Here is a 20,975-nt window from a genome sequence, read left to right as displayed (position 1 = left end):
GTGAGTCATCGTGAGCGGAGCCACGGGCGCCGGGGCTAAGCGGACCGGCACTACCGGCACGGACGGTGCTCGTGGCTCCGCCACTGATGAACACGACTCAGATGAGTCTCATGGATCCCAGGGGGGGACTGTGACGGACACCCGAGGGCCAGGGACTTCTGGTCAGGCTTCGGGCCAGTACGACACCTCGTACGCGGCGGGCAAGGGCAAGCAGGGAAGCGGGGCGCTGCCCGGGGAGCGGCAGCCTCAGCAGCAGTCTTCCCAGCCGTACCACCCGCCGCAGGCGTATCAGCAGGGCAGCCAGACGGGCTCGGTGCGCCGCCCGCGGACGGGGGCGCGCACGACCCCGCGCACCCGCAAGGCGCGCCTGCGCGTGGCCAAGGCCGACCCGTGGTCGGTGATGAAGGTCAGCTTCCTGCTCTCCATCGCGCTCGGCATCTGCACCATCGTCGCCGCGGCCGTCCTGTGGATGGTCATGGACGCGATGGGCGTCTTCTCCACGGTCGGCGGCACGATCTCCGAGGCGACGGGCTCGAACGAGTCCAACGGCTTCGACCTGCAGTCCTTCCTGTCGCTGCCGCGCGTTCTGATGTTCACGACGATCATCGCGGTCATCGACGTCGTCCTGGCGACCGCTCTGGCGACACTGGGCGCGTTCATCTACAACCTCTCCGCGGGCTTCGTGGGCGGCATCGAGCTGACCCTGGCCGAGGACGAATAGTCCCTGCTCCCCCGCGCGCGGGTATCGATTTTGGGACTGGCCCCCAGGTGCGCTAATCTTCAGAGGTCAGCGCGCGGGACACCGCAGCGCGGCGGGGCTATAGCTCAGTTGGTTAGAGCGCATCCCTGATAAGGATGAGGCCACAGGTTCAAATCCTGTTAGCCCCACAAGTACGGAACCCCCAACCGGTCACGGTTGGGGGTTTTGGCGTTTCTGGGGTGGTCCTCTGGGGTGGTCCTCTGGGCGCAGGGGGGGGCTATGGGCCTGTCTGTGGGACCGCATGTCTGAGCCGTGAGCCGTGAGCCGTGAGCCGTGAGCCGTGAGCCGTGAGCCGTGAGCCTTGCGGCGCGTGAGCCGTGACCGCTGCTCGTGCAAGAAGACCCCCGGCCTGTGGTGGCCGGGGGTCTTCTGAGATTCAGGAGGGCGTAGGCCCTGGGGATGAGCCCTGGGCTACGGCTCTGGGGCGAGGCCTGGCTCCTGCGCGGTGGCGTCAGTCTCGGCTTCGGTGTCCGTCGTGGGCAGGTGCCGGCAGCTGGGGGACGAGCCATGGGCCTCGGCACGGATGCGTTGCTTCATCGTCGGGGGCAAGGACCGTTCGTACGCCGCCGACCAGAGCGCCATCATCGGCGTGGGTGCGCACACCGTGGCGTTTCGTGCGTTCGTGGTCTCCTGTACCGCCGTGGCGGCCGTGGCCGTCGTGGTGAGCCCCATCGCGGCGAAGAGCGCGAGGAACGCGGTGACGATCGTGGTCCAGAGCTTCATGGCCTTGCTGCCGGTCATTGCCCCTCAATTCGGGTTGGGCGATTTGCGTACTTTCCTCATGATGTGTATGCGGAGCCGAGAGTGGGGGACCGACGCTCGCGTCGTGTCGATGTTCAGATGAACACCACCCGGATGGCCCCAAGGGCGCCAAGAAGGGGGCAAAGCGGCGAAAGTCACAGTGGATGGGTTCTGGGCCGGAGCTTCTGCATCCGTTTCTACTGCTGTATGCAGGGCGGGAGTTGAGGCCCAACCAGGTCACCGATCGATATCGCTCGGTGTGTATAGTCGGGCGCCAGAAGTCCCCTACGTCAAGGAAAGACGAGGTCGCGCGGTGAAGAAGCTTCTCCTGGTCGCACTGGCCGCCATCGGCGGGCTCCTCGTGTACCGCCAGATCCAGGCGGATCGCGCCGAGCAGGATCTGTGGACGGAGGCGACTGACTCCGTGCCCACGGGTTCGTGAGTACCGACACAGTCACTTCACAAGCCCCGGTCGCTTTTGCGGCCGGGGCTTTGTGCTGCCCGCGCCGCCCGGAAACCCTCGTGGTTCGCGCTCGTGAATGAATCGCTTGCGTATGCGAATACGGGGGCGTAGAGGCGGCGGCGGGACGAAGGTGTGGATGGCGCGGTTGCGCCGGTGACCTGCCTGTGGTGGTGTCCGCGCGGTGCCGGGCGGGCAGGACGGTCGGGACGGGTGGGACGGCTGGGTTCGCGGCGAGGGGTGACGCGTGATGGGGCGGCGGCTGAACGGGTGCCGGGGGACGGCGGGGCGGGGCCGCGGCCGAGCCGCTCCGGTGGCGTTGGTGGCCGCCGCGCTGTGCACGGTGGCAGTGCTTCCCGGGCAGGCAGGAGCCGCGGGGACGCCCGGCCCGTACGCGTTCGCCGAGGGGGCCGAGACGGTCGAGGGCGCGACGAGCAATGTCGAAGGACACCGTCTGACCCCCGGCAGGACGTACAAAAGCTCTCTCCCGCGCGTGGGACAGCGTTTCTACCGTCTGGAGCTCAAGGCCGAGGACAGCGCGTACGTCTCGGTGACGGCCATCCCCAAGGCCGACACCGCGGTCTCCTACGCCGACGGGATCGAGGTGTCGGTACAGGACTCCGACGGCAACAACTGCAGTCCCTTGGAGGCGGAAGAGGCGCGGTTCGGCTCCTCGCAGAGCCCGCGTCCCATCACGGCCACGGCGGCGCGCAGGGCCGGTCCCAACGAGAAGAGCTGTACCGGCGCCGGTACCTACTACGTACTCGTGGAGCGGACCAGGTCCTCTGCGACTGGCCGGTCGGCGGCCGCGCAGGAGGACTGGGACCTGGAACTCCACGTGGCGTCAGAACCCGCGCTGCGGGCGGAGGGTGAGACGACACCGCCGCGGGCGTGGGACTCCGCGACCCCTGTGCCGCCCTCGGGGGAGCGCAGGCCGCGCGAGGGCGGCACGAGCTTCAACGACGCGCGAGCGCTGGAGAAAGGGGTCTGGGGGGCCGGTATAGAGCCCGGGGAGACCCTCTTCTACCGCGTGCCGGTCGATTGGGGACAGCAGCTCTCTGTCGCTGCGGAGCTCGGCAGTTCGAGCGGGGGTGTGGGCAGCGGCGGCAGCGTTGGCGGCAGTGGCGTCGGCGTCGGCGCCGGTGGAGCAGGGGGCGGGACGGCGCGGACGCCGAGGACCGCTCGGGACACGGGGTACGTCTCGTCCGCGTTGGTCATGTCGGTGCACAACCCGGTGCGCGCCCAGGTCGAGGACTCCGACACCGCATACGACGGCAAGCAGAAGTCGACGGCCATGGACCCGCTGCCGCCGGTCGCGTACGAGAACCGCTTCGGCCTCACCGACGAGGTGGCCGCGATGAGGTTCGCCGGTTGGTACTACGTGTCGGTCCACCTCAGCCCCGATGTCGCGGAGAAGTTCGGCGAGGCCCCACTGGAACTGACGCTGCGAGTGGACGTCGACGGGTCGCCCCGACCGGGGCCCGCGTATGCGGGGTCGCCCCGGCCTGCGGACGACTTCGGCGTATCGGACCGGGATGCGGAGGCCGCGCAGAGGGGCGATACGGCGGAGGCGGGGAGCGGTGCCGGTGGGCAGGGTGACGGGCGTGCCGACGGGCGTGACGACGGGCTGATGGCGGTGGTCGCTGCCGGGGGAATCGGGACCGGAGTGGTGCTGCTCGCGATTCTCGGGGTGTGGACGCTGATTGCGCGGCGCAGGGCGGGGGCGGCGTTGGCTGCGGCGGCGGTGTCGGCGCCCGGGGGCGGGGCTGAGGGCGGGGCTGGCGGCGGAGCTGAGGGTGCGAGGGAGGCTGCGCGGTTCGGACCGCCGCCGGGGTGGTGAGTGGGGTGTGGTGGGCGGTGGGCGGTGGGCGGTGAGTGGGGCTGTGGGCCGGGGGCGTCGGAGCGGCCGGGGCCGGGGCAGCGTGGGGCTCGGCCGTCGGACGTCAGAGCTGTGTGAGCGCCCAGACGCCTATCGCGATGCAGGCCAGCGCCACGAGCAGCATCGGGACCGCCACCTTTGCGGGGGGTCCAGGACGCCGCGGCGGGGTGGGCAGGGGCGTGGCGTGGGCCTGGGGAATGGGGTGGTTCAGGGGTGGAACCTGGGCGGCTTGAGCGGTGTACGGATAAGTAGAAGCAGGAGCGGCGGCGGGGGTGACGGCGTGGGTGACGGCATGGGTGCGGCGTACTGAGGACGTCACGGCTTGTGCGGGGTCGCGGTGTGTGTACGGGGTGGGTGCATGGGGCGCGGGCGTAGGCGCAGGTGTGGGCGTGGGCGCGACTTGGTGGGAGGAGGGCACATACGTGGGGTCGGGCCCGGGTGCCCGCAGGGGCATCGGAGTGGGGGGAGTGGACGGTTGGGGAGGCTGCAGGGGAGGAGGCTGCGGGGGCGGGGTGTGCAGGGACTGCGGGGCGTGAGCGGGTTGTGGAGTGTGAGGGGGCTGCGGAGTGTGAGAGGGCTGCGAGGTCTGCGGCGGCGCGGGCTGTAGGGGCGGGGGCAGGTGGAAGCCGCCTGTGTGTGCCGGGACGGGCGGCAGCGGCGCCGGTGTTGATGTTGGTGCCGGACCTGGGTTCGGTGTGGGGGCGGTTCCCGGGGGCGTCGTCGGCGGTGGCGGCGGCATTGAGGGCGTGCCGGATGCCTCGGTCCCAGGAGCGGGGCGTGCGTGACGCGCGTGGCGGGGTGCGGAGCGCGGGCGCGATGTGGGGGCCAGGGAGCGTCCCGGGCTTGCGGGACCGGCGCGACCGGCGGTGTTGGTGAGACCAGTGGCGCCGTCGGGGCCGTCGGGGCCGTCGGGGCCAACGAGGTCGTCGGGGCCTTGAGGGCCGAACCCGGTGGGCAGCGGGGCGAGTTGATCGAAGATTTCGATGAGCTCGTCGTCCGGGACCGGCTCGGGCAGCATCTCCGCGGCCGAGGCCAGCGCCTTGCGCGCACCCGTGGCGGTACGGAAGCGCGTCTGTGGATCCGGCTGGAGAAGGGTGGCGATGACCTGCCAGAGGGGCTCGGGAACGCCCTGCGGGGCCCGTGGCGTGCCGTGGTCGGCGAAGTATTCGATCAGGGCCTTGGCGTCCGGCTTGGCGCCTTCCAGGAGGTACAGGGCGACCAGGCCGACGGCGAAGAGGTCGGCGGTGAAGTCCGGTTCGGCGCCCAGCATTTGTTCGGGGGCGAAGTAGCCGGGCGTGCCGACCACGTAGTCGGTCTCGGTCAGCCGGGGCTCGCCCTTCCGCATCGAGATGCCGAAGTCGGAGAGGCGCAGATGCGGGCGCCCGGCGCCGGTGGCTTCCAGCAGGATGTTGGCCGGTTTGATGTCACGGTGGACGACGCCTTCGGCGTGGACGGCCGCCAGACCGGAGAGGAGCTGGTCGAGGAGGGTGCAGACGAACGGGGGCGGCAGCGGGCCGTAGTCCCCGATCACGTGCGCCAGCGAGCCGCCGCCGACGAGGTCCATGGTGAACAGGACCTTGTCGTCGTCGGCGGCCCAGCTGGCGGGCGCGAGTACATGGGGGTGGTCGATCCGTAGCGCTTGTTCCCGGACGAATCTCAACAGTGCGTGTGCGTCGCTCTGTTGGAGGACCTTGGCGGCCACGTACCGATGCCGCCTGTGGTCCCAGGACCGCCAGACCGCCCCGACTCCCCCGTGTCCGATCGGGTCGACCAGTTCGTACCGGCCGGCGAACACCTCACCCATGGTCGCGCTCCGCTCCCCCTCCGGGCCGCGCGGCCCGGTCGACGGCTCAGCTCTGGTGCGCCTCGTAGTGGGCGACCGCGTCCGCGGTGCGCCCGGCGCCGTACACCCGGAGGAACTCTGCCAGTTCCGGGTGGGTCGGGGCGAGGGAGTCAGCGGCATCGATGATGTCACCGGCTGCCGCGACGGAGCGCAGCAGGGACTGGATCTCGCGCACCACGCGCTTGACCGTGGGCGCGCCAGAACTGGTTGCCGTCTGGGCGGTGTTGGTGAGGACGGAGCCGCCCTGGGACTTCTTGATCTCGTCCATGCGGTCGGTGGCCTCGGCGGCGCTGACGCTGCCGTCGGCGACCTGGCCCGCCAGTTCCTGGAGGAGCTGGACGCGCTGGACGACCGCGGGGTTGCCGATCTTGGCACGCTGACCGCTCATCAGCTGGGACAGCATCGGCGCGGACAGGCCGAGGACTCCGGCGAGGCGTGCCTGGTTCAGGCCCAGATCATCGATGAGGCGACGGAAGAGCGCCCCCAGCGGCTCCCCGTACCAATTCCGCTGGAGCTCTCGTGCTCTCGCGGTGGTGTCTTGCTGTGCGGCGTCCATTGCGTCTCCCCATCGCTTCCCCTAAGACCGCGGTTCGCTGCCGCGAACCACGTCGAGCATCTTACGGAGAGTGGTCGTGGACCGGGACCCCCAATCCTTTTGCGGGATCCGGGGGGTGACCCGGTACTCTGGTCTGCGATGCACGTCGGGACGTGATTGTTCCGGTTCGGCGTATGCGTCACGGGGCCTTAGCTCAGTTGGTAGAGCGCTGTCTTTGCATGGCAGATGTCAGGGGTTCGACTCCCCTAGGCTCCACAGGGTAAATGCCCTCCGACCTGCGGAAACGCAGGGATTCGGAGGGCATTTTTCTTGCTTGGGTTCTTGCTCGGGGGAGGCCCGTCCTTGGCGTACGCGGGCCGATGGTGCCGGGGGCCGGGGTTCTGCGCGATGGGTCAGTCGAGCCAGCAGGACTTCCGCATGAGGTCGCGGCCGCGCAGTTCGTTCGACTCCCGCCAGGTCTGGATGTGGCGGGGGACGATGCGGAACCAGCGGTACGGAGCGGTCTGCTTGCGGGGGTCGAAGCCGGTGCGTGCGGTGAATCGGTCGCCCTGCTCCTGTGGTGGTTCGTCGATGCCGAAGACCTGGACCTCGCCTTCGATCATGGTCACGTCCCGGGTGCTCCCCAGGGCCAGCCGGGCGGTGCCGGTGGCGGTCAGGTTTCTGCCGGTCGGGCTTTCGGCCGAGGTCGCCACCCACAGGGCTTCGCCGTCCCAGTCGAAGGAGAGCGGCACCAGGTACGGGGTGCCCTCGGCCGAGGCGCTGGCCACCCACACGTCGACGTCGTGGGCGAGCCGGTGCTCGGTGTCGTGGCGGCGCTGGGCGCGGGGGCGTGGGGCGGCGCTCATCGGTCCTGCAGGAGGCCGAGGACGTTGCCGTCGGGGTCGGTGACGGTGGCCACCAGGCGGCCGCCGCCGACGTCGTGCGCGGCTTCCGTCAGGGTGGCGCCCGCGGTGGTCAGCTCGGCCAGCTTTGCCTCGATGTCCGGCACGTGCCAGTAGGCCAGGGACGAGGTCAGGCCCTGCGGTCCGCCGGACGGCAGCAGTCCGATGTGCTGGCCCGCGACCTCGAATCCGACGTAGTAGGGCTCGTCGATCTGCGGGGGGACACCGAGCAGGGCGGTGTGCACGGCCTTGGCCCGCGCCAGGTCGGAGACGGGGTGCAGCACGGTCTTCAGTCCCGTCGTGGCAGGGCTCGGGGTGGCAGCGCTCAGGGTGGCAGTAGCCGGGGCGGGGGAAGTGGGCGTGGGGGTGCTGGGCATGGTTGCTCCTGTGGGCGGGGATGTCCGTCCGGGCGCTTGTTCTGCCGTCCCGGTCGCTGTTGGTCACAGCCTCGCCCGCAGGGGGCGGCGTGCGCCTCCGTGCTGACCACGGAACCCACCACGGAACCGGCACGGAGCCGCCACGGATAATGGCTCCGTGTCCACTCCAGCTGTCTCGGCCCGGGAATCCGAGGTGCTCGCGCTGCTCGGTGAGCACCTGAGCAACGCGGAGATCGCCGCGCGCCTGTTCATCTCCGTACGGACGGTCGAGTCCCACATCTCCTCGCTGCTGCGCAAGCTGGAGGCACCGGACCGGCGGGCGCTCTCCCGGCTGGCGCTTTCTCAGCGCGCGGCCGAAGTCTCCGGCGCCGCGCCGGTGCTCGCCGCTCCGGCCGCCCTTCCGGCACCGCTGACGGCGTTCGTCGGCCGGGTGCGGGAGCGAGGGGAGCTGGCCGAGCTCGTGAAGGCGCACCGGCAGGTCACCGCGGCCGGGCCGGGCGGGGTGGGCAAGACGCGGCTCGCTCTGGCGGTGGCGGCGGAGATCGCCGACGACTTCGCCGACGGGGTGTGGTTCGTCGACCTGTCCCCGGTCACCGATCCGGCACGGGTCGGGGCGGCCGTGGCGGCGGCGCTGGGGGTGGGTGAGCAGCCTGGTCGCGGTGTCGACGAAGCGGTGGTCGCGTCCCTCGCCGACCGGCAGGCGCTGCTGGTGCTGGACAACTGCGAGCAGATACGCGACGGGGTGGCGCCGTTCCTGGAGCGACTCCTGGTGGCCTGCCCGCGGTTGAAGGTGCTGGCGACGAGCCGGGCGCGGCTGATGGTGCCCTTCGAGCGGGTCCACCAGGTTCCGCCGCTGTCCTGGGCCGACGGGGGCGAGTCCGATGCCGTGACTCTGTTCATGGAGCGGGCGTCGGCGGCGGGCGCGGCGCCGGACCCCTCGCTGCGTGACCGGATCGCGGCCGTCTGTGAACGGCTCGACGGCATGGCCCTGGCGATCGAGCTGGCGGCGGCACGCTGGCCGACGCTCGGTCTCGACGGCCTCACAGCGGGCCTCTCCGACCAACTGCGTGTCCTGGCGGGCGGTTTCCGTGCCGAGGACCGGCACCGGTCGGTGCGGGCGGCGCTGGACTGGAGTCACGATCTTCTGGAGCCGCAGGACCGCGTGCTGCTGCGTCGGATCTCCGTGTTCGCCCTGCCCTTCACCGTCGAGGACGCCGTCGCCGTGGCCGCCTTCGCCCCGCTGGAACCGGCCGCGGTGGCCGACGGACTGGGCAGACTCGCCGAACAGTCCCTGCTCACCGCGGCGCCGTCAGCGGCGCGGCATGCGGCACATTCCGGTACCGGGATCCGGTACCGGGCGCTGGAGACCATCCGCCAGTACGGCACGGAACGGCTCGCCGATGCCATCGAGCTGTCGGACGTCCGGTCCCGCCATGTGGCGTGGTGCCTGAGCGGTGCGATCGAGCTGGCTGAACTCGGTGCCGACAGCGACGGCGGTGCCGATGGCGACGGCGACGGTGTGAACGCGCGTGCCCGGTTCGACGCGCTGGCGGATGACCTCCGCGCCGCTCTTGCCTGGGCCGCCGCCCAGCCCGAGCAGCAGGAACCTGCCCACCGCCTCGCCCTGTCGCTGGCCGGACTGGCCTTCACCCGCAACCTGCTCGGCGAGGCACAGCAGCGCTTCGAGCAGGCCGCGGCGCTCGCCGACACCCCTGCCGGGGCGGGAGCCCTCGCCGCCGCCACGGCCCTGCGGGAGGCCGCCGCGGTGGCCGGTTGCCGCAGGATCGGCGAGGACATGTTCCGCCTGCACCGCGCCGCCGCGCAGGCCGCCCGTCGGGCCGGTGACACGGCCGGTGCCGGGCGCGATCTGGCGGCGGCAGCCACCAACGCGTACCGCTTCTCCGCCACGTTCACTCGGCTCCCCGGCACGGACGAGGTGGCCGCCCTGCTTGCGGAGGCGCGAGAGCTGATCGGCGACAGCGACAGCGACAGCGACCTCGTCAGCGAGGCCGCCATGGCGCTGGCCGAGGCGGCGGTGACCGCGGACGCCTACGGCGCGGTACAGGGAGATGCCGACAACACCGCGCAGGAAACCGTCGGATACGCCGAGCGGGCCGTCGAGTTGGCCCGGCGCACGGGCGATCCGGTGGCCGAGTCCGCCGCCCTCGACGCGCTCTCCGGTGCCAGGAGCTGGGCCGGTGACTCCTTCGGCGCCGCGGCCGCGGCACGGCGCCGCATCGACATCCTGACCGCGGCACCGAGGGCCCACGCCCACGTCCACGCCCACAAGCCCGCCAGCACGCACGAACGAATCGACGCCCTCGCCATGGCCGCCGGGAACGCGCTCGGCACAGGAGACCTGCCGCAGGCCCTCCGGTGGAGCAGGCAGCTCGCCGACCACCCGCTGCTGGCCGAAGCGGGGCACCATGCCACGTCCTGGCTCCTGATCAGCGAGGCGTTCGCCGGTAACGCCGACGCCGTGCTCACGGGCAGCGTGCGGTTCCTCGACGCGTGGGAGCAGAGCGGGCGGCAGCGGTCGTTCGTGCTCGGCCCGGCCGCCGCATCGGTCGCGATGGTCCACGGTTTGCGCGGCGACCAGGACGCCCGGGCGAGCTGGCTCGCGATCGCCGACCGTGCGGGCCCCGTCCTGGAGCACCGCCATGGCTACGGAGCCGTCTTCGACGCGATGGTCCTGCTCCACGACGGGGATCCCGAGGCGGCGCTGGAGCGGGTCTCGCCCGAACCGGACGAGGTGTGGAAGTGGGTTTGCTGGGTCTGGCTGCACTGGTACGTGGCGCTGAGGGCGGAAGCGTCCGTGCTGGTCGGGCATCCGGACGCGCGGGAACGCATCGACGCCGCTCGGCGCATCGTCACCGGCAACCCGGTCGCCACCGCCCAGCTGGACCGGGCCGAGGCACGGCTGGACGCCGAAGCACGGCTGGACGGTGACCACGTCACACGGGATGCCCGGCAGTGATGTCACCGAGGTCGTGCAGGGTCAGCGGGGATTCACCCCCGACCGAACCCGAACCCGAACCCGAACCCGAACCCGAACCCGAACCCGAACTCGATCCCGAACCCGGGGCGTGGGCCGCGACCGGGTCGAGGAGGAACGCGACATGGTCGCCCCCGTCGCACCGGTCGTGGATGCGCCCGACGAACCAGGCGAGGGAGTCGGACAGCACGAGGGCCCCCTCCGGCCCCTCTTCCACGGCCAGCCCGGAGAACTTGTCGGTCCTGGCGCTGCAGAGAGACCCGAAACGCGCCGCGAGGTCGTGCCGGTGCCGAGGCAGCTGGTGCACCGCGAGCGTGGTCGCCGCGAGGGCGAGCCGGTAGGTGTGATTGGCCTTGGAGAGCCACACGGCGAACCGGACGGGCCGAATCGAGCACTGGCTCGCGTAGCCGACCAGGCAGCCCGCGCGCTGCCCGTCCGCCACGACGGTGACGACGTAGGCGGACGAGTCCGCGAGCCCGGTGAAAGCCGCGATGCCCTCGCCCACGTCGTCCACGGCATCCCCATTGGTTCGTTGTTTCACGTGAAACACCGTGGGGCGGGAGCCCGATCGGCCCCCGCCCCACGGCGTCGTTCCACTATCTGCGCGGCGTCGTCAGCCCCGCTTGTCCCGGTCGGCCGCTTCGGCCTCGGCCTCCGCCTGCTTGGCCTGCACCTCGGGGTCGAGGGCGGCCTGGCCGCTGCCGTCGACGGAGGTCAGCGGCGTGCTGGCCGGGACCTCCGTGGCCGCCGGCGGCTCGACCAGCCAGTCGGGGTTGGCCTGCTTGTCCCACCACTTCCACGCGGCCACCGCGCCACCCGCGACGATGCCGATGACCGCGAGGCGCTTGGCCAGGCGGCCCGCCCGGGCCCTGCGCTGGTGCTTGCGGGCCAGGCGCTGGATCTCCTTCGCCGAGACCTGACCGCGCAGCGCGGCGAGCGCCGCTGTCCCGCGGGACGTGGCCTCCTCGCGGACGGGCTGCGCGGCGGCGACCGCGTGCTCGATGCGGGGCCTGGAGTAGTCGGCGGCCTGGCGGGCAGCCTTGCGGGTGCGGACCGCGGCTTCGTGCGCGGCGTGGTCGACCTTCGGCGGCACGTGCGTGCGGGCCTGCTCGACACGGGGGGCTACGTGGGCGCTGTACTGGACACGGGCCTGATCGGCGGCCTGCTGGGCAGCCAGCGACACCTTGGGTGCGAGCCGTACGCGCGCTTCGTGGGCGTAGTGAGTGGCCCGGTCCTTGGCCGTGTCGGCGTAAGGTGCCACCGCGTCCGCGGCGTGACGCACGCTGTCCTTGGCCGAGCCGGTCGCGGCGCGCACGCTGTCGATGCGGGTCACGGGATCCTCCTCCTCGGTGGCGTATAGGTATGTCACCTTTCCACCCTTTCAGGGATCATGCCTTTCGGATCGCTCCGATGACATGCGAGGGCGGGCATCCGGGTCATGGAAGCTGACCCCGGCATCCTGAGTTCCATTTTCTGAGCGTTTCAGTCTCTGAACCAGGCAAAATCTCTGCAGCGGAGAGCTCTTGGCCGACAATGCCACGGATCCCTTCGGCGCGCGCCCACTCGGTGGCTACTCGTCCCAATCCGGTCCGTGCGAGGATCGGGGTGTCACAGAAGACAACGGAAGGCAGATCGTGGCTGAGCAGCTTTACGCCACCCTGAAGACCAATCAGGGCGACATTGAGGTCCGGCTTCTGCCGAATCACGCGCCCAAGACGGTCAAGAACTTTGTTGAGCTCGCTCAGGGCGAGCGCGAGTGGGTCCACCCCGCGACCGGCAAGAAGACCACGGACCGTCTGTACGACGGCACCGTCTTCCACCGGGTGATCAGCGGCTTCATGATCCAGGGCGGCGACCCGCTGGGCAACGGCACCGGTGGCCCGGGCTACGAGTTCGAGGACGAGTTCCACCCGGACCTCGCCTTCGACAAGCCCTACCTGCTGGCGATGGCCAACGCCGGTCCGGGCACCAACGGCTCGCAGTTCTTCGTGACTGTCTCGCCGACGGCGTGGCTGACCCGCAAGCACACGATCTTCGGCGAGGTCTCCAACGACGCCGGCAAGAAGGTCGTGGACGCCATCGGGGCGACGCAGACCAACCCGCGCACCGACCGTCCGGTCAACGACGTGGTCATCGAGTCCGTGGTCATCGAGACCCGCGACGCCTGACCTGCGCGTACCCACGCGTATCGCGAGGGAACCAAACCGCCCCGCCCATCCGTAAGGAAGGGCGGGGCGGCGCGTTGCCACGTGTGCCGTCACAGTGCCTTCGTACGGAGATTGAGGGGACCCCATGGACCAGGCGCCAGGCAGCCCGCAGGAGCCGCAGGGGGCGTCGGATGTGCCCGGCTGCTATCGGCATCCGGACTGTGAGACCGGCATCACCTGCACGCGCTGCGAGCGCCCCATCTGCCCCGAGTGCATGATCAGTGCCTCGGTCGGCTTCCAGTGCCCCGAGTGTGTCCGTGACGGCTCGGGCACCGGTCACGCGCCGACGGCCAACCAGCCGCGCACGGTCGCGGGCGGCACGATCGCCGCCGACCCCCGCCTGGTCACCAAGGTCCTGATCGGGATGAACCTCGCGCTGTTCCTCGTGCAGCTGACGGTCGGGGACAGCTTCACCGACCGGTTCGACCTGCTGGGCCGGGCCTATGTCCCGGAGTTCGGCTCGGTCGAGGGCGTCGCCGAGGGCCAGTGGTATCGCCTGGTGACGGCGATGTTCCTGCACAGCAGCTATATGCACATCGCGTTCAACATGCTCAGCCTGTGGTGGATCGGCGGCCCGCTCGAAGCCGCGCTCGGCCGCGCCCGCTACCTCGTGCTCTATGCGGCCTCGGGTCTTGCGGGCAGCGCGCTGACGTATCTGCTCGAAGAGCCGTTCAAGCCCTCCGTCGGGGCGTCCGGCGCCATCTTCGGCCTGTTCGGTGCGACCGCGATCCTGATGAAGCGGCTGAACTACGACATGCGGCCGGTCATCGCGCTGCTGGCGATCAACATGGTGATCACCTTCTGGTGGCCCAACATCGCCTGGCAGGCGCACGTCGGCGGGCTCGTCGGCGGTGTCATCGTCGGTTACGCGATGGTGCACGCGCCCCGCGAGCGGCGGAGCCTCATCCAGTACGGCAGCTGTGCACTGGTGCTCGTCGCGGCTGTGGTCATGGTCCTCGTGAGGACCGCCGAGCTCACCTGACGTACCGACGTTGTCCACAGCGTGTGCCGGATCTTGTGCATGCTGTGGGGAACAACCGTGCCCCCTGTCCCTGACCTGGGTTTCCCCAGCAAGGACAAGGGGCGGGCGGCGAACAGAGTTCCGGTCGGCCAGTCACACCGGCGTCAACCGGCCGAAGGTTATCCACAGATCTTCAGACCTTTTCCCCATGTGGATAGCGCTGTGGATAACTCAGGGCAAGGCTTGCGCTCGGCCGGAGGCCTACTTCCACTGGGTGGAGACGCCGAACCCCGCGGCGATGAAGCCGAAGCCCACCACGATGTTCCAGTTGCCCAGCGGGTCGATCGGCAGCTTTCCGTCCGTGACGTAGAAGACGACGATCCAGGCGAGGCCGATGAGGAACATCGCCAGCATCACCGGAGCCACCCAGCTGCGGTTGGTCAGCTTGATGGCCGTCGCCTTCTTGGAGGGCGGCGGCGTGTAGTCGTCTGCCTTCTTGCGGATACGTGACTTCGGCACGAGGGTCTCTCCTGTCGATGCGCTGCGTGGCCGCGCAGGTAACTGTTGGCTGGCGCCGGGCGGGGCGTTACGGGGAGCTGAACCCTCCCCCGGGCGTCCGTTAGCGTAGTGCTTCCGCGGCGCCTAAGGAGATAAGGGTACGTTGAGCAATTCTGCCGACTCCCACAAAGGTCCCGTTCGGCGCCCCCGCTGGCGTCCGGTTCGGGTGCTTACGGGTGCTGTTTTCGCCCTTGCCGGGCTGATCTTCTTCACCAGTTTCAACACGGCCAAGGGCACCAACATTCGCACCGATGCCTCCCTGCTGAAACTCTCCGACCTCATTCAGGAGCGCAGCCACAAGAACGGCGAGCTCGACGAGTCCAACGGCACCCTGCGCGACGACGTCGAGTCGCTCGCCCAGCGCGACAGCGGCGGCACCAAGGCGGACGACGCCCGGCTCAAGGCGCTGGAGGAGAACGCAGGCACCAAGAAGCTCGGCGGCAAGGCGGTCTCGGTCACCCTCGCCGACGCCCCGCCCAACGCCACCGCCAAGCTCCCCGGCTACCCCGAGCCCCAGCCCAACGACCTGGTCATCCACCAGCAGGACCTGCAGGCCGTGGTCAACGCCCTCTGGAAGGGCGGCGCCGAGGGGATCAAGGTCATGGACCAGCGACTGATCTCCACGAGCGCCGTGCGCTGCGTCGGCAACACCCTGATCCTTCAGGGCCGCGTCTACTCACCGCCGTACAAGGTGACCGCGGTCGGCGACCCCGACAAGCTCAAGAACGCCCTCGCGGCCTCCCCCGAGATCCAGAACTACATGCTGTACGTCAACGCGTACGGGCTCGGATGGAAAGTGGATGACGACGGGGCGGTGACTCTTCCCGGCTACTCGGGCACAGTGGATCTCCACTACGCGAAGCCCGTGGAGTAGCAGCCAGGGAGGGATCGTCCTGTGTCCGTGCGCGCGCTCGTCAGGACGTTCAGCGAACTGTGCATCACCGTCGGTACCTTGATCGTGCTCTTTGTCGTGTACGTCCTGTTCTGGACCGGTGTGAAGGCCGACAACGCCATGGACAGCCAGATCGACGAGCTGCAGGACCGGTGGGCGCAGGGGGCGGTCGCCGCGGGGACGGACGACAAGGGGACGGACGACAAGCCGACCGAGGCCTCGCCGGACGACTCGCTGGATGAACCCGCCCCCTACAAGGACGGCAAGGCCTTCGCGGTCATGTACATCCCGCGGTTCGGTTTCACGTGGAACAAGCCCGTGCTCCAGGGCACCGGCACCGACGTCCTCAAGAAGGGCCTCGGCCACTACGCCTCCACCGCCCGGCTCGGTCAGAAGGGCAACTTCTCCGTGGCGGGCCATCGCCGCACCTACGGCGACCCCTTCAAGGACTTCCCGAAGCTGCGCCCCGGCGACCCCGTCGTCCTGACCGACGGCGCGACCTGGTTCACGTACCGCATCGACAAGAAGCCCTACAAGACGCTCCCCGGCGACATCGACGTCATTGATCCCGTGCCGCGCAAATCCGGCTATGACGGCCCGGGGCGTTACCTCACCCTTACGACCTGTGAACCAGAGTGGGGCCACAGTCACCGGCTGATCGCCTGGGCACATCTGGACGCGACCCAGCCTGTGGAGGCAGGGAAACCGGAGGCACTGCGCCGTTAGTCTGGTGCGGTACGGCGAGGGGAGCCTGGCCGTACGCGACGGAAGGGACGGCATGTACGGCTGGATCTGGCGGCATCTGCCGGGAAACGCATGGGTGAGGGCGCTGATTTCCCTGGTGCTCGTCTTCGCGGTGGTCTATGTGCTGTTCCAGTACATCTTCCCGTGGGCGGAGCCGCTGCTGCCCTTCAACGACGTCACCGTGGACGGCCAGTGAGCGCCCCGGGCGGCCGCGGCCGCAGTCGCATTCTCGTCGTCGACAACTACGACAGCTTCGTCTTCAACCTCGTCCAGTACCTGTACCAGCTGGGTGCCGAGTGCGAGGTCCTGCGCAACGACGAGGTCGAGCTGCGGCACGCGCAGGACGGCTTCGACGGCGTGCTGCTCTCCCCGGGCCCCGGCACCCCGGAACAGGCGGGCGTGTGCGTCGAGATGGTGCGGCACTGCGCCGCCACCGGCGTGCCCGTCTTCGGCGTCTGCCTCGGCATGCAGTCCATGGCCGTGGCGTACGGCGGTGTGGTGGACCGCGCCCCCGAGCTTCTGCACGGCAAGACCTCGCTCGTCCGCCACGAGGGCAAGGGCGTCTTCGCGGGCCTGCCGTCCCCGTTCACCGCGACCCGCTACCACTCGCTGGCCGCCGAGCCCACCACCGTCCCGGCCGACCTGGAGGTCACCGCGCGCACGGAGGACGGCATCATCATGGGCCTGCGCCACCGTGAACTCGCGGTCGAGGGTGTCCAGTTCCATCCGGAGTCGGTGCTGACCGAGCACGGCCACCTCATGCTGGCCAACTGGCTGGTGGAGTGCGGCGACACCGGAGCCGTCGCCCGATCGAGCGGGCTGGCCCCGGTGGTGGGCAGGGCCACGGCGTGACGGACCTGCGCCCCGAGCGCGACTCCTCCGGAGCCCCGTACGACGCGAATGACGCGCACGGGGACGCCGGTGCGTTCGAGGCGGCGGTCGATCACCTGGCGGACCCCCTGACGGATCCGCTGCCGGGGCAGCACCCCTCGCCGTGGTTCCGCAGCGGCGCCGCGGAGCCGGAGCGGCAGGCGCCGACGGAGCAGCCACCGGCGGAGCCGCAGGAACAGGAGTGGTACGACCCCGAGGGGTACGCCCGCGACTGGTACGGGCAGGAGCAGCCGCAGCCCACGCACGGGCAGGAGCAGCCGCAGGCCCCCGAGCCCACGTACGAGCAGCTGTACGGCGCGTACGCCCCCGAACAGCCCGCTCCCGCGCAGCCCGTTGCCGAACATCCCACCCCCGCCTACGAGCCCGCGTCGGACGACGAGACGATGGGGCTGCTGACCGACGACACGCGGCGAATAGCCGAGCCGGAGCCCGATCGCCCCACCGAGGGCCGGGCCGCCCGCCGCAAGGCCGCCAAGAAGGGCGGCACGCCCTCCACGGAGTCCCGGCCGGGCGCCGCCCCCCTTTCGCGCGTGGAGGCCCGCCGCGCCGAGCGTGCCCGCAGACCGTCGCCGGGCGCGGTGATCAGCCGAGGGCTCGGCGAAGTCTTCATCACGGTCGGCGTACTGATGCTCCTCTTCGTCACGTACCAGCTCTGGTGGACGAACATCCGTGCCCACCAGCAGGCTGACGGTGCCGCCCGCGACCTCCAGGAGAGCTGGGCCAAGGGCAAGGGCAAGCCCGGCAGCTTCGAGCCGGGGCAGGGCTTCGCGATGCTGCACATTCCGCGCCTCGACGTCGTCGTGCCGGTCGCCGAGGGCATCGACAAGCAGCAGGTACTCGACCGCGGCATGGTCGGCCACTACAACGAGGGCGCCACCAAGACCGCGATGCCGGAGGCCAAGCAGGGCAACTTCGCGGTCGCGGGCCACCGCAATACGCATGGCGAACCGTTCCGGTACATCAACCGCCTGGAGCCGGGCGACCCGATCGTCGTAGAGACGCAGGACAAGTACTTCGTCTACAAGATGGCGAGCATCCTGCCGCAGACCTCGCCCGGCAACACGGGCGTGATCGGTCCCGTTCCGCCGGGTTCGGGCTTCACCAAACCCGGGCGGTACATCACACTGACCACCTGTACCCCGGAATTCACGAGTAAGTATCGAATGATCGTCTGGGGCAAGATGGTCGAGGAGCGACCGCGCGACAAGGGAAAACCGAGCGCGCTCGTGAACTAGAACGGTGAGAACGGGGCGGAACCAGTGGCAGCCACGACCGATGACGAGCAGCAGGCGGAGGCGCCCGCGCCGTCCCCCGCACCACGGCGCCGGGCCCGCGGCCCCATCGCCACGGCGGTCAGCGTCTTCGGTGAACTCCTCATCACCGCGGGCCTCGTGCTCGGCCTCTTCGTCGTCTACTCCCTGTGGTGGACGAACGTCATAGCGGACCGCGAGGCGCACAAGCAGGGCGACCGGGTGCGCGACCGCTGGGCGGGCGGCCCCGGCTCCATCGACACCAAGGACGGCATCGGCTTCCTGCACGTACCCGCGATGGGCAACGGCGAGGTGCTGGTCAAGGAGGGCACCAGCAGCAAGGTGCTCAACGACGGCGTCGCCGGTTACTACAAGGACCCGATCAAGTCGGCCCTTCCCGGGGACAAGGAAGGCAACTTCACGCTGGCCGCGCACCGCGACGGACACGGCGCGAAGTTCCACAAGATCGACAAGATCGGCAAGGGCGACGCGATCGTCTACGAGTCCCGGGACAAGTGGTACGTCTACAAGGTGTACGCGACGCTGCCCGAGACCTCGAAGTACAACGTGAAGGTCCTGAACCCCGTCCCCAAGGAATCGGGCGCGAAGAAGCCGGGCCGCTACATCACGCTGACGACCTGCACGCCCGTCTACACCTCCCGCTACCGGTACGTCGTGTGGGGCGAGCTGGAGCGCGTCGAGAAGGTCGACAACAAGCGGACGCCTCCGGCGGAGCTGAAGTAGTCCCACGGCGAACGGAGAAGCCCCGGTACCGCTGAGCGGTACCGGGGCTTCTCCATGTGGGTCACGCGGGGGTCAGTCCCACCAGTGGTTGCCGCCGCCCCCGTGGCCGTTGTTGCCGTCGGACAGGCCGCCGATGCCGCCGATGCCGCCGTCGTCACCGCCGCCACCGATGCCGTTGTCTCCGCCGCCGCCGCCCGCGGTGGTCAGGTTGACCGCCGAGCCGGGCTCGGCCTTCTCACCGGCGTTGGGCGTGGACAGGACCACGAGGGCGTCGTCGTCCTGCGGGCCCGTGATGGTGCCGACCGTCAGACCCGCGTCCTCGATGGCCTTGCGCGCGTCCTTCAGCTTCTGGCCGGTGAGGGGCGGAACCGTTGACTCCTCGGCCTTCTTGGCGACCTGGACGTTGACCGTGGAGCCGGGGTCGGCGGGCGTACCGGCCGCGGGCGTGGTCTTGATGACCTTGCCCTCCTCGACGTCCTCACTGGCCACGTCCTGGCGGACGGGAGTGAAGCCGTTGTCCGTGATCTGCTTCGCCGCGGCTTCGTAGTCGAGGCCGGTGACGTCCGGGACGGACTCCTGCTTCTTCTCCTTGGCAACGGTGAGCGTGATCTTCGCGCTCTTCTCCGCCTTGGTGTCGCCCTCGGGGTCCTGACGGATGACCTTGCCGGAGGTCCGGTCGGACTCCTCGGTGGCCTTCTCGATGTTCGTGAAGCCCTTGTCCTGGAGCTGCTTCTCGGCCTCGTCGTAGCTGAGGCCCTGCACGTCCGGGACGGTGATCTTGGGCGAGCCCGTCGAGACGGTCACCGTGATGGTGTCGCCCTTCTTGACGTCGGCGTCGACACCGGGGTCCTGGTCGCAGACCTCACCCTTCGGGAACTTGGCGCACCGCTTGCGCTCGCCGACCTCAAACTTCAGGCCGACGTTCGTGGCGGACCTCTTGGCCTCGTCCTCGGTCTCGCCGATGAGCTTCGGGGCCTTGATCGACCCGTCGCCCCCGCCGTCGCCGCCGAAGACGGACTTCCCGATGAGGATCGCGCCCACCAGGACCAGGATGCCCGCGAGGACGAGCAGCCACGTCGAGACGTTGCTCTTCTTCTGGCGGCGGCCGCGGCCCTCGTCGTAGCCGTAGCCCCCGTCGTCCGGGTTGACCGGCGGCAGCATGGACGTCTGGCCCCCGCCGTTCTGCTGGCGGAGCATCGCGGTCTGCTGGTCGTCCGGGCCGCCGTAGCCGACCGCGCCCATGGCGGCGGTGGCCGCGACGGGCTGGCCGTCGAGGCAGGCCTCGATGTCGGCACGCATCTCGTCGGCCGACTGGTAGCGGTAGTCCGGGTCCTTGGTGAGGGCCTTCAGGACGATGGCGTCCATCTCCGGCGTGATCTCGCCGTCGAAGACGCTCGGGGCCTGCGGCTCCTCACGTACGTGCTGATAGGCCACGGCGACCGGGGAGTCGCCCACGAAGGGCGGCCGGACCGTGAGCAGCTCGTAGAGGAGACAACCGGTGGAGTAGAGGTCCGAGCGGGCGTCGACCTGCTCGCCCTTGGCCTGCTCCGGCGAGAGGTACTGCGCCGTGCCGATCACCGCGGCGGTCTGCGTCATCGTCATGCCGGAGTCGCCCATGGCGCGGGCGATGCCGAAGTCCATGACCTTGACCTGGCCGTTCCGCGTCAGCATGACGTTCGCGGGCTTGATGTCGCGGTGCACGATGCCGTTGCGGTGCGAGTACTCCAGGGCCTGGAGGATGCCGATCGTCATCTCCATGGCCCGCTCCGGCAGCAGCTTGCGGCCGGAGTGCAGCAGCTCGCGCAGCGTGGAACCGTCGACGTACTCCATCACGATGTACGGGATGGAGACCCCGTCGACGTAGTCCTCGCCGGTGTCGTAGACCGCGACGATCGCCGGGTGGTTGAGCGAGGCGGCAGACTGGGCCTCACGGCGGAACCGGGCCTGGAACGACGGGTCGCGAGCGAGGTCCACACGCAGCGTCTTCACCGCCACGGTGCGGCCGAGCCGGGTGTCGTGCGCGAGGTAGACCTCCGCCATCCCACCGCGGCCGAGCACCTGGCCCAGCTCGTACCGGCCGCCGAGGCGACGCGGCTCTTCCATAGCTATTCCAGCCCTCTCCGTCGGTCCCGACCGCACCGTTGTGTGGTCCGGCGGTGTGCTGTCCGGGCATACGGTACCCGGCTCCACTTACGTGACCCGGCCGCGACCGTCACCCGATACCGGACCGGTACCG

Annotated in this window: 21 protein-coding genes and 2 tRNA genes; 14 read left to right on the top strand and 9 right to left on the bottom strand. The window is 70.1% G+C overall.

The genetic code is table 11. From position 1 onward, the window contains the following. Nucleotides 1-10: 10 nt before the first annotated feature. Together ABZV77_RS25340 and ABZV77_RS25335 are read left to right on the top strand one after the other, a co-directional pair. Nucleotides 11-721 (top strand): DUF3566 domain-containing protein, encoded by a 711-nt coding sequence (locus tag ABZV77_RS25340; protein ID WP_356261014.1) that lies wholly within the window; start codon nt 11-13, stop codon nt 719-721. Between the two features lie 93 nt (nt 722-814). Next, a tRNA-Ile gene (locus ABZV77_RS25335) sits at nt 815-888 on the top strand. A gap of 283 nt (nt 889-1,171) precedes the next feature. On the opposite strand, the gene ABZV77_RS25330 is transcribed toward ABZV77_RS25335, so the two are convergent. After that, complete coding sequence (locus ABZV77_RS25330; RefSeq protein ID WP_356261011.1) at nt 1,172-1,501, bottom strand: DUF6344 domain-containing protein; 330 nt, start codon at nt 1,499-1,501, stop codon at nt 1,172-1,174. Between the two features lie 313 nt (nt 1,502-1,814). On the opposite strand from ABZV77_RS25330, the gene ABZV77_RS25325 reads away from it, so the two are divergent. Then, a complete protein-coding gene (locus tag ABZV77_RS25325) occupies nt 1,815-1,943 on the top strand; it encodes a DLW-39 family protein (RefSeq protein WP_003999697.1) in 129 nt (42 codons plus the stop codon). A gap of 361 nt (nt 1,944-2,304) precedes the next feature. Further along, complete coding sequence (locus ABZV77_RS25320; protein ID WP_356261008.1) at nt 2,305-3,801, top strand: hypothetical protein; 1,497 nt, start codon at nt 2,305-2,307, stop codon at nt 3,799-3,801. 103 nt (nt 3,802-3,904) lie between these two features. Here ABZV77_RS25320 and ABZV77_RS25315 read toward each other — a convergent pair whose 3' ends face one another. Beyond that, nucleotides 3,905-5,644 carry a serine/threonine-protein kinase gene (locus tag ABZV77_RS25315; RefSeq protein ID WP_356261006.1) on the bottom strand — a complete coding sequence of 580 codons (1,740 nt, stop codon included), beginning with the start codon at nt 5,642-5,644 and terminating at the stop codon, nt 3,905-3,907. Nucleotides 5,645-5,690: 46 nt separating this feature from the next. Continuing rightward, on the bottom strand, nt 5,691-6,239 hold the full coding sequence (locus ABZV77_RS25310; protein WP_055527494.1) for a hypothetical protein: 549 nt from the start codon (nt 6,237-6,239) through the stop codon (nt 5,691-5,693). A gap of 182 nt (nt 6,240-6,421) precedes the next feature. Between ABZV77_RS25310 and ABZV77_RS25305 the strand changes: the two genes are divergently transcribed. Then, nucleotides 6,422-6,494, top strand: a tRNA-Ala gene (locus ABZV77_RS25305). A gap of 137 nt (nt 6,495-6,631) precedes the next feature. Here ABZV77_RS25305 and ABZV77_RS25300 read toward each other — a convergent pair. Together ABZV77_RS25300 and ABZV77_RS25295 are read right to left on the bottom strand one after the other, a co-directional pair. Continuing rightward, complete coding sequence (locus ABZV77_RS25300) at nt 6,632-7,084, bottom strand: pyridoxamine 5'-phosphate oxidase family protein (RefSeq protein ID WP_356261003.1); 453 nt, start codon at nt 7,082-7,084, stop codon at nt 6,632-6,634. Further along, nucleotides 7,081-7,497 (bottom strand): VOC family protein, encoded by a 417-nt coding sequence (locus ABZV77_RS25295; RefSeq protein ID WP_356261000.1) that lies wholly within the window; start codon nt 7,495-7,497, stop codon nt 7,081-7,083. The genes ABZV77_RS25300 and ABZV77_RS25295 overlap by 4 nt, the downstream gene beginning before the upstream one ends. 157 nt (nt 7,498-7,654) lie before the next feature. Here ABZV77_RS25295 and ABZV77_RS25290 point away from each other — a divergent pair, with 157 nt between their 5' ends. Next, nucleotides 7,655-10,474 carry a LuxR C-terminal-related transcriptional regulator gene (locus ABZV77_RS25290; protein ID WP_356260997.1) on the top strand — a complete coding sequence of 940 codons (2,820 nt, stop codon included), beginning with the start codon at nt 7,655-7,657 and terminating at the stop codon, nt 10,472-10,474. On the opposite strand, the gene ABZV77_RS25285 is transcribed toward ABZV77_RS25290, so the two are convergent. Then, nucleotides 10,452-11,033, bottom strand: coding sequence for a flavin reductase family protein (locus tag ABZV77_RS25285; protein WP_356260994.1), 582 nt, complete (start codon nt 11,031-11,033; stop codon nt 10,452-10,454). The two genes, ABZV77_RS25290 and ABZV77_RS25285, sit on opposite strands and share 23 nt — an antisense overlap. Nucleotides 11,034-11,105: 72 nt before the next feature. Next, on the bottom strand, nt 11,106-11,825 hold the full coding sequence (locus ABZV77_RS25280; RefSeq protein WP_356260991.1) for a DUF5324 family protein: 720 nt from the start codon (nt 11,823-11,825) through the stop codon (nt 11,106-11,108). 301 nt (nt 11,826-12,126) lie between these two features. Here ABZV77_RS25280 and ABZV77_RS25275 point away from each other — a divergent pair, with 301 nt between their 5' ends. Beyond that, on the top strand, nt 12,127-12,660 hold the full coding sequence (locus ABZV77_RS25275) for a peptidylprolyl isomerase (RefSeq protein ID WP_356260988.1): 534 nt from the start codon (nt 12,127-12,129) through the stop codon (nt 12,658-12,660). A gap of 124 nt (nt 12,661-12,784) precedes the next feature. Further along, nucleotides 12,785-13,681, top strand: a complete 897-nt coding sequence (locus ABZV77_RS25270) for a rhomboid family intramembrane serine protease (RefSeq protein ID WP_356260985.1) — start codon at nt 12,785-12,787, stop codon at nt 13,679-13,681. A 240-nt stretch (nt 13,682-13,921) separates the two neighbouring features. Here ABZV77_RS25270 and crgA read toward each other — a convergent pair whose 3' ends face one another. Further along, nucleotides 13,922-14,179 carry a cell division protein CrgA gene (gene crgA / locus ABZV77_RS25265; protein WP_356260983.1) on the bottom strand — a complete coding sequence of 86 codons (258 nt, stop codon included), beginning with the start codon at nt 14,177-14,179 and terminating at the stop codon, nt 13,922-13,924. 142 nt (nt 14,180-14,321) lie between these two features. On the opposite strand from crgA, the gene ABZV77_RS25260 reads away from it, so the two are divergent. From ABZV77_RS25260 to ABZV77_RS25235, 6 genes are read left to right on the top strand one after another with little or no spacing between them, the layout of a single operon-like run. Beyond that, nucleotides 14,322-15,092, top strand: coding sequence for a DUF881 domain-containing protein (locus ABZV77_RS25260; RefSeq protein ID WP_356260980.1), 771 nt, complete (start codon nt 14,322-14,324; stop codon nt 15,090-15,092). Between the two features lie 27 nt (nt 15,093-15,119). Beyond that, nucleotides 15,120-15,836 carry a class E sortase gene (locus ABZV77_RS25255; RefSeq protein ID WP_356261608.1) on the top strand — a complete coding sequence of 239 codons (717 nt, stop codon included), beginning with the start codon at nt 15,120-15,122 and terminating at the stop codon, nt 15,834-15,836. A 4-nt stretch (nt 15,837-15,840) separates the two neighbouring features. Further along, entirely contained in the window at nt 15,841-16,050 is a 210-nt protein-coding gene (locus ABZV77_RS25250) for a hypothetical protein (protein ID WP_356261641.1), read from the top strand. After that, the gene (locus tag ABZV77_RS25245; RefSeq protein WP_356260978.1) at nt 16,047-16,706 is read left to right on the top strand and encodes an aminodeoxychorismate/anthranilate synthase component II; all 660 of its coding nucleotides are present in this window, start codon (nt 16,047-16,049) and stop codon (nt 16,704-16,706) included. The genes ABZV77_RS25250 and ABZV77_RS25245 overlap by 4 nt, the downstream gene beginning before the upstream one ends. Then, nucleotides 16,703-17,980 (top strand): class E sortase, encoded by a 1,278-nt coding sequence (locus ABZV77_RS25240; protein WP_356260975.1) that lies wholly within the window; start codon nt 16,703-16,705, stop codon nt 17,978-17,980. Before ABZV77_RS25245 ends, ABZV77_RS25240 begins: the two co-directional genes overlap by 4 nt. Before the next feature lie 24 nt (nt 17,981-18,004). Then, nucleotides 18,005-18,739 carry a class E sortase gene (locus ABZV77_RS25235; RefSeq protein ID WP_356260972.1) on the top strand — a complete coding sequence of 245 codons (735 nt, stop codon included), beginning with the start codon at nt 18,005-18,007 and terminating at the stop codon, nt 18,737-18,739. A 72-nt stretch (nt 18,740-18,811) separates the two neighbouring features. On the opposite strand, the gene pknB is transcribed toward ABZV77_RS25235, so the two are convergent. Further along, nucleotides 18,812-20,842 carry a Stk1 family PASTA domain-containing Ser/Thr kinase gene (pknB, locus tag ABZV77_RS25230; protein WP_356260969.1) on the bottom strand — a complete coding sequence of 677 codons (2,031 nt, stop codon included), beginning with the start codon at nt 20,840-20,842 and terminating at the stop codon, nt 18,812-18,814. Between the last annotated feature and the right edge of the window lie 133 nt (nt 20,843-20,975).

It is taken from the genome of Streptomyces sp. NPDC004732 (assembly GCF_040609235.1).
Lineage (GTDB): Bacteria > Actinomycetota > Actinomycetes > Streptomycetales > Streptomycetaceae > Streptomyces.
Note: the sequence above shows the minus strand (reverse complement) of the source record. Positions and strands in the feature narration are given on the sequence as shown.

Excerpts from the sequence above, each read along its gene's own strand:
- ABZV77_RS25330 (WP_356261011.1), bottom strand. The coding sequence starts at position 1,501 with ATGACCGGCAGCAAGGCCATGAAGCTCTGGACCACGATCGTCACCGCG.
- ABZV77_RS25270 (WP_356260985.1), top strand. The coding sequence starts at position 12,785 with ATGGACCAGGCGCCAGGCAGCCCGCAGGAGCCGCAGGGGGCGTCGGAT.
- ABZV77_RS25300 (WP_356261003.1), bottom strand. The coding sequence starts at position 7,084 with ATGAGCGCCGCCCCACGCCCCCGCGCCCAGCGCCGCCACGACACCGAG.
- ABZV77_RS25315 (WP_356261006.1), bottom strand. The coding sequence starts at position 5,644 with ATGGGTGAGGTGTTCGCCGGCCGGTACGAACTGGTCGACCCGATCGGA.
- ABZV77_RS25295 (WP_356261000.1), bottom strand. The coding sequence starts at position 7,497 with ATGCCCAGCACCCCCACGCCCACTTCCCCCGCCCCGGCTACTGCCACC.
- ABZV77_RS25310 (WP_055527494.1), bottom strand. The coding sequence starts at position 6,239 with ATGGACGCCGCACAGCAAGACACCACCGCGAGAGCACGAGAGCTCCAG.
- pknB (WP_356260969.1), bottom strand. The coding sequence starts at position 20,842 with ATGGAAGAGCCGCGTCGCCTCGGCGGCCGGTACGAGCTGGGCCAGGTG.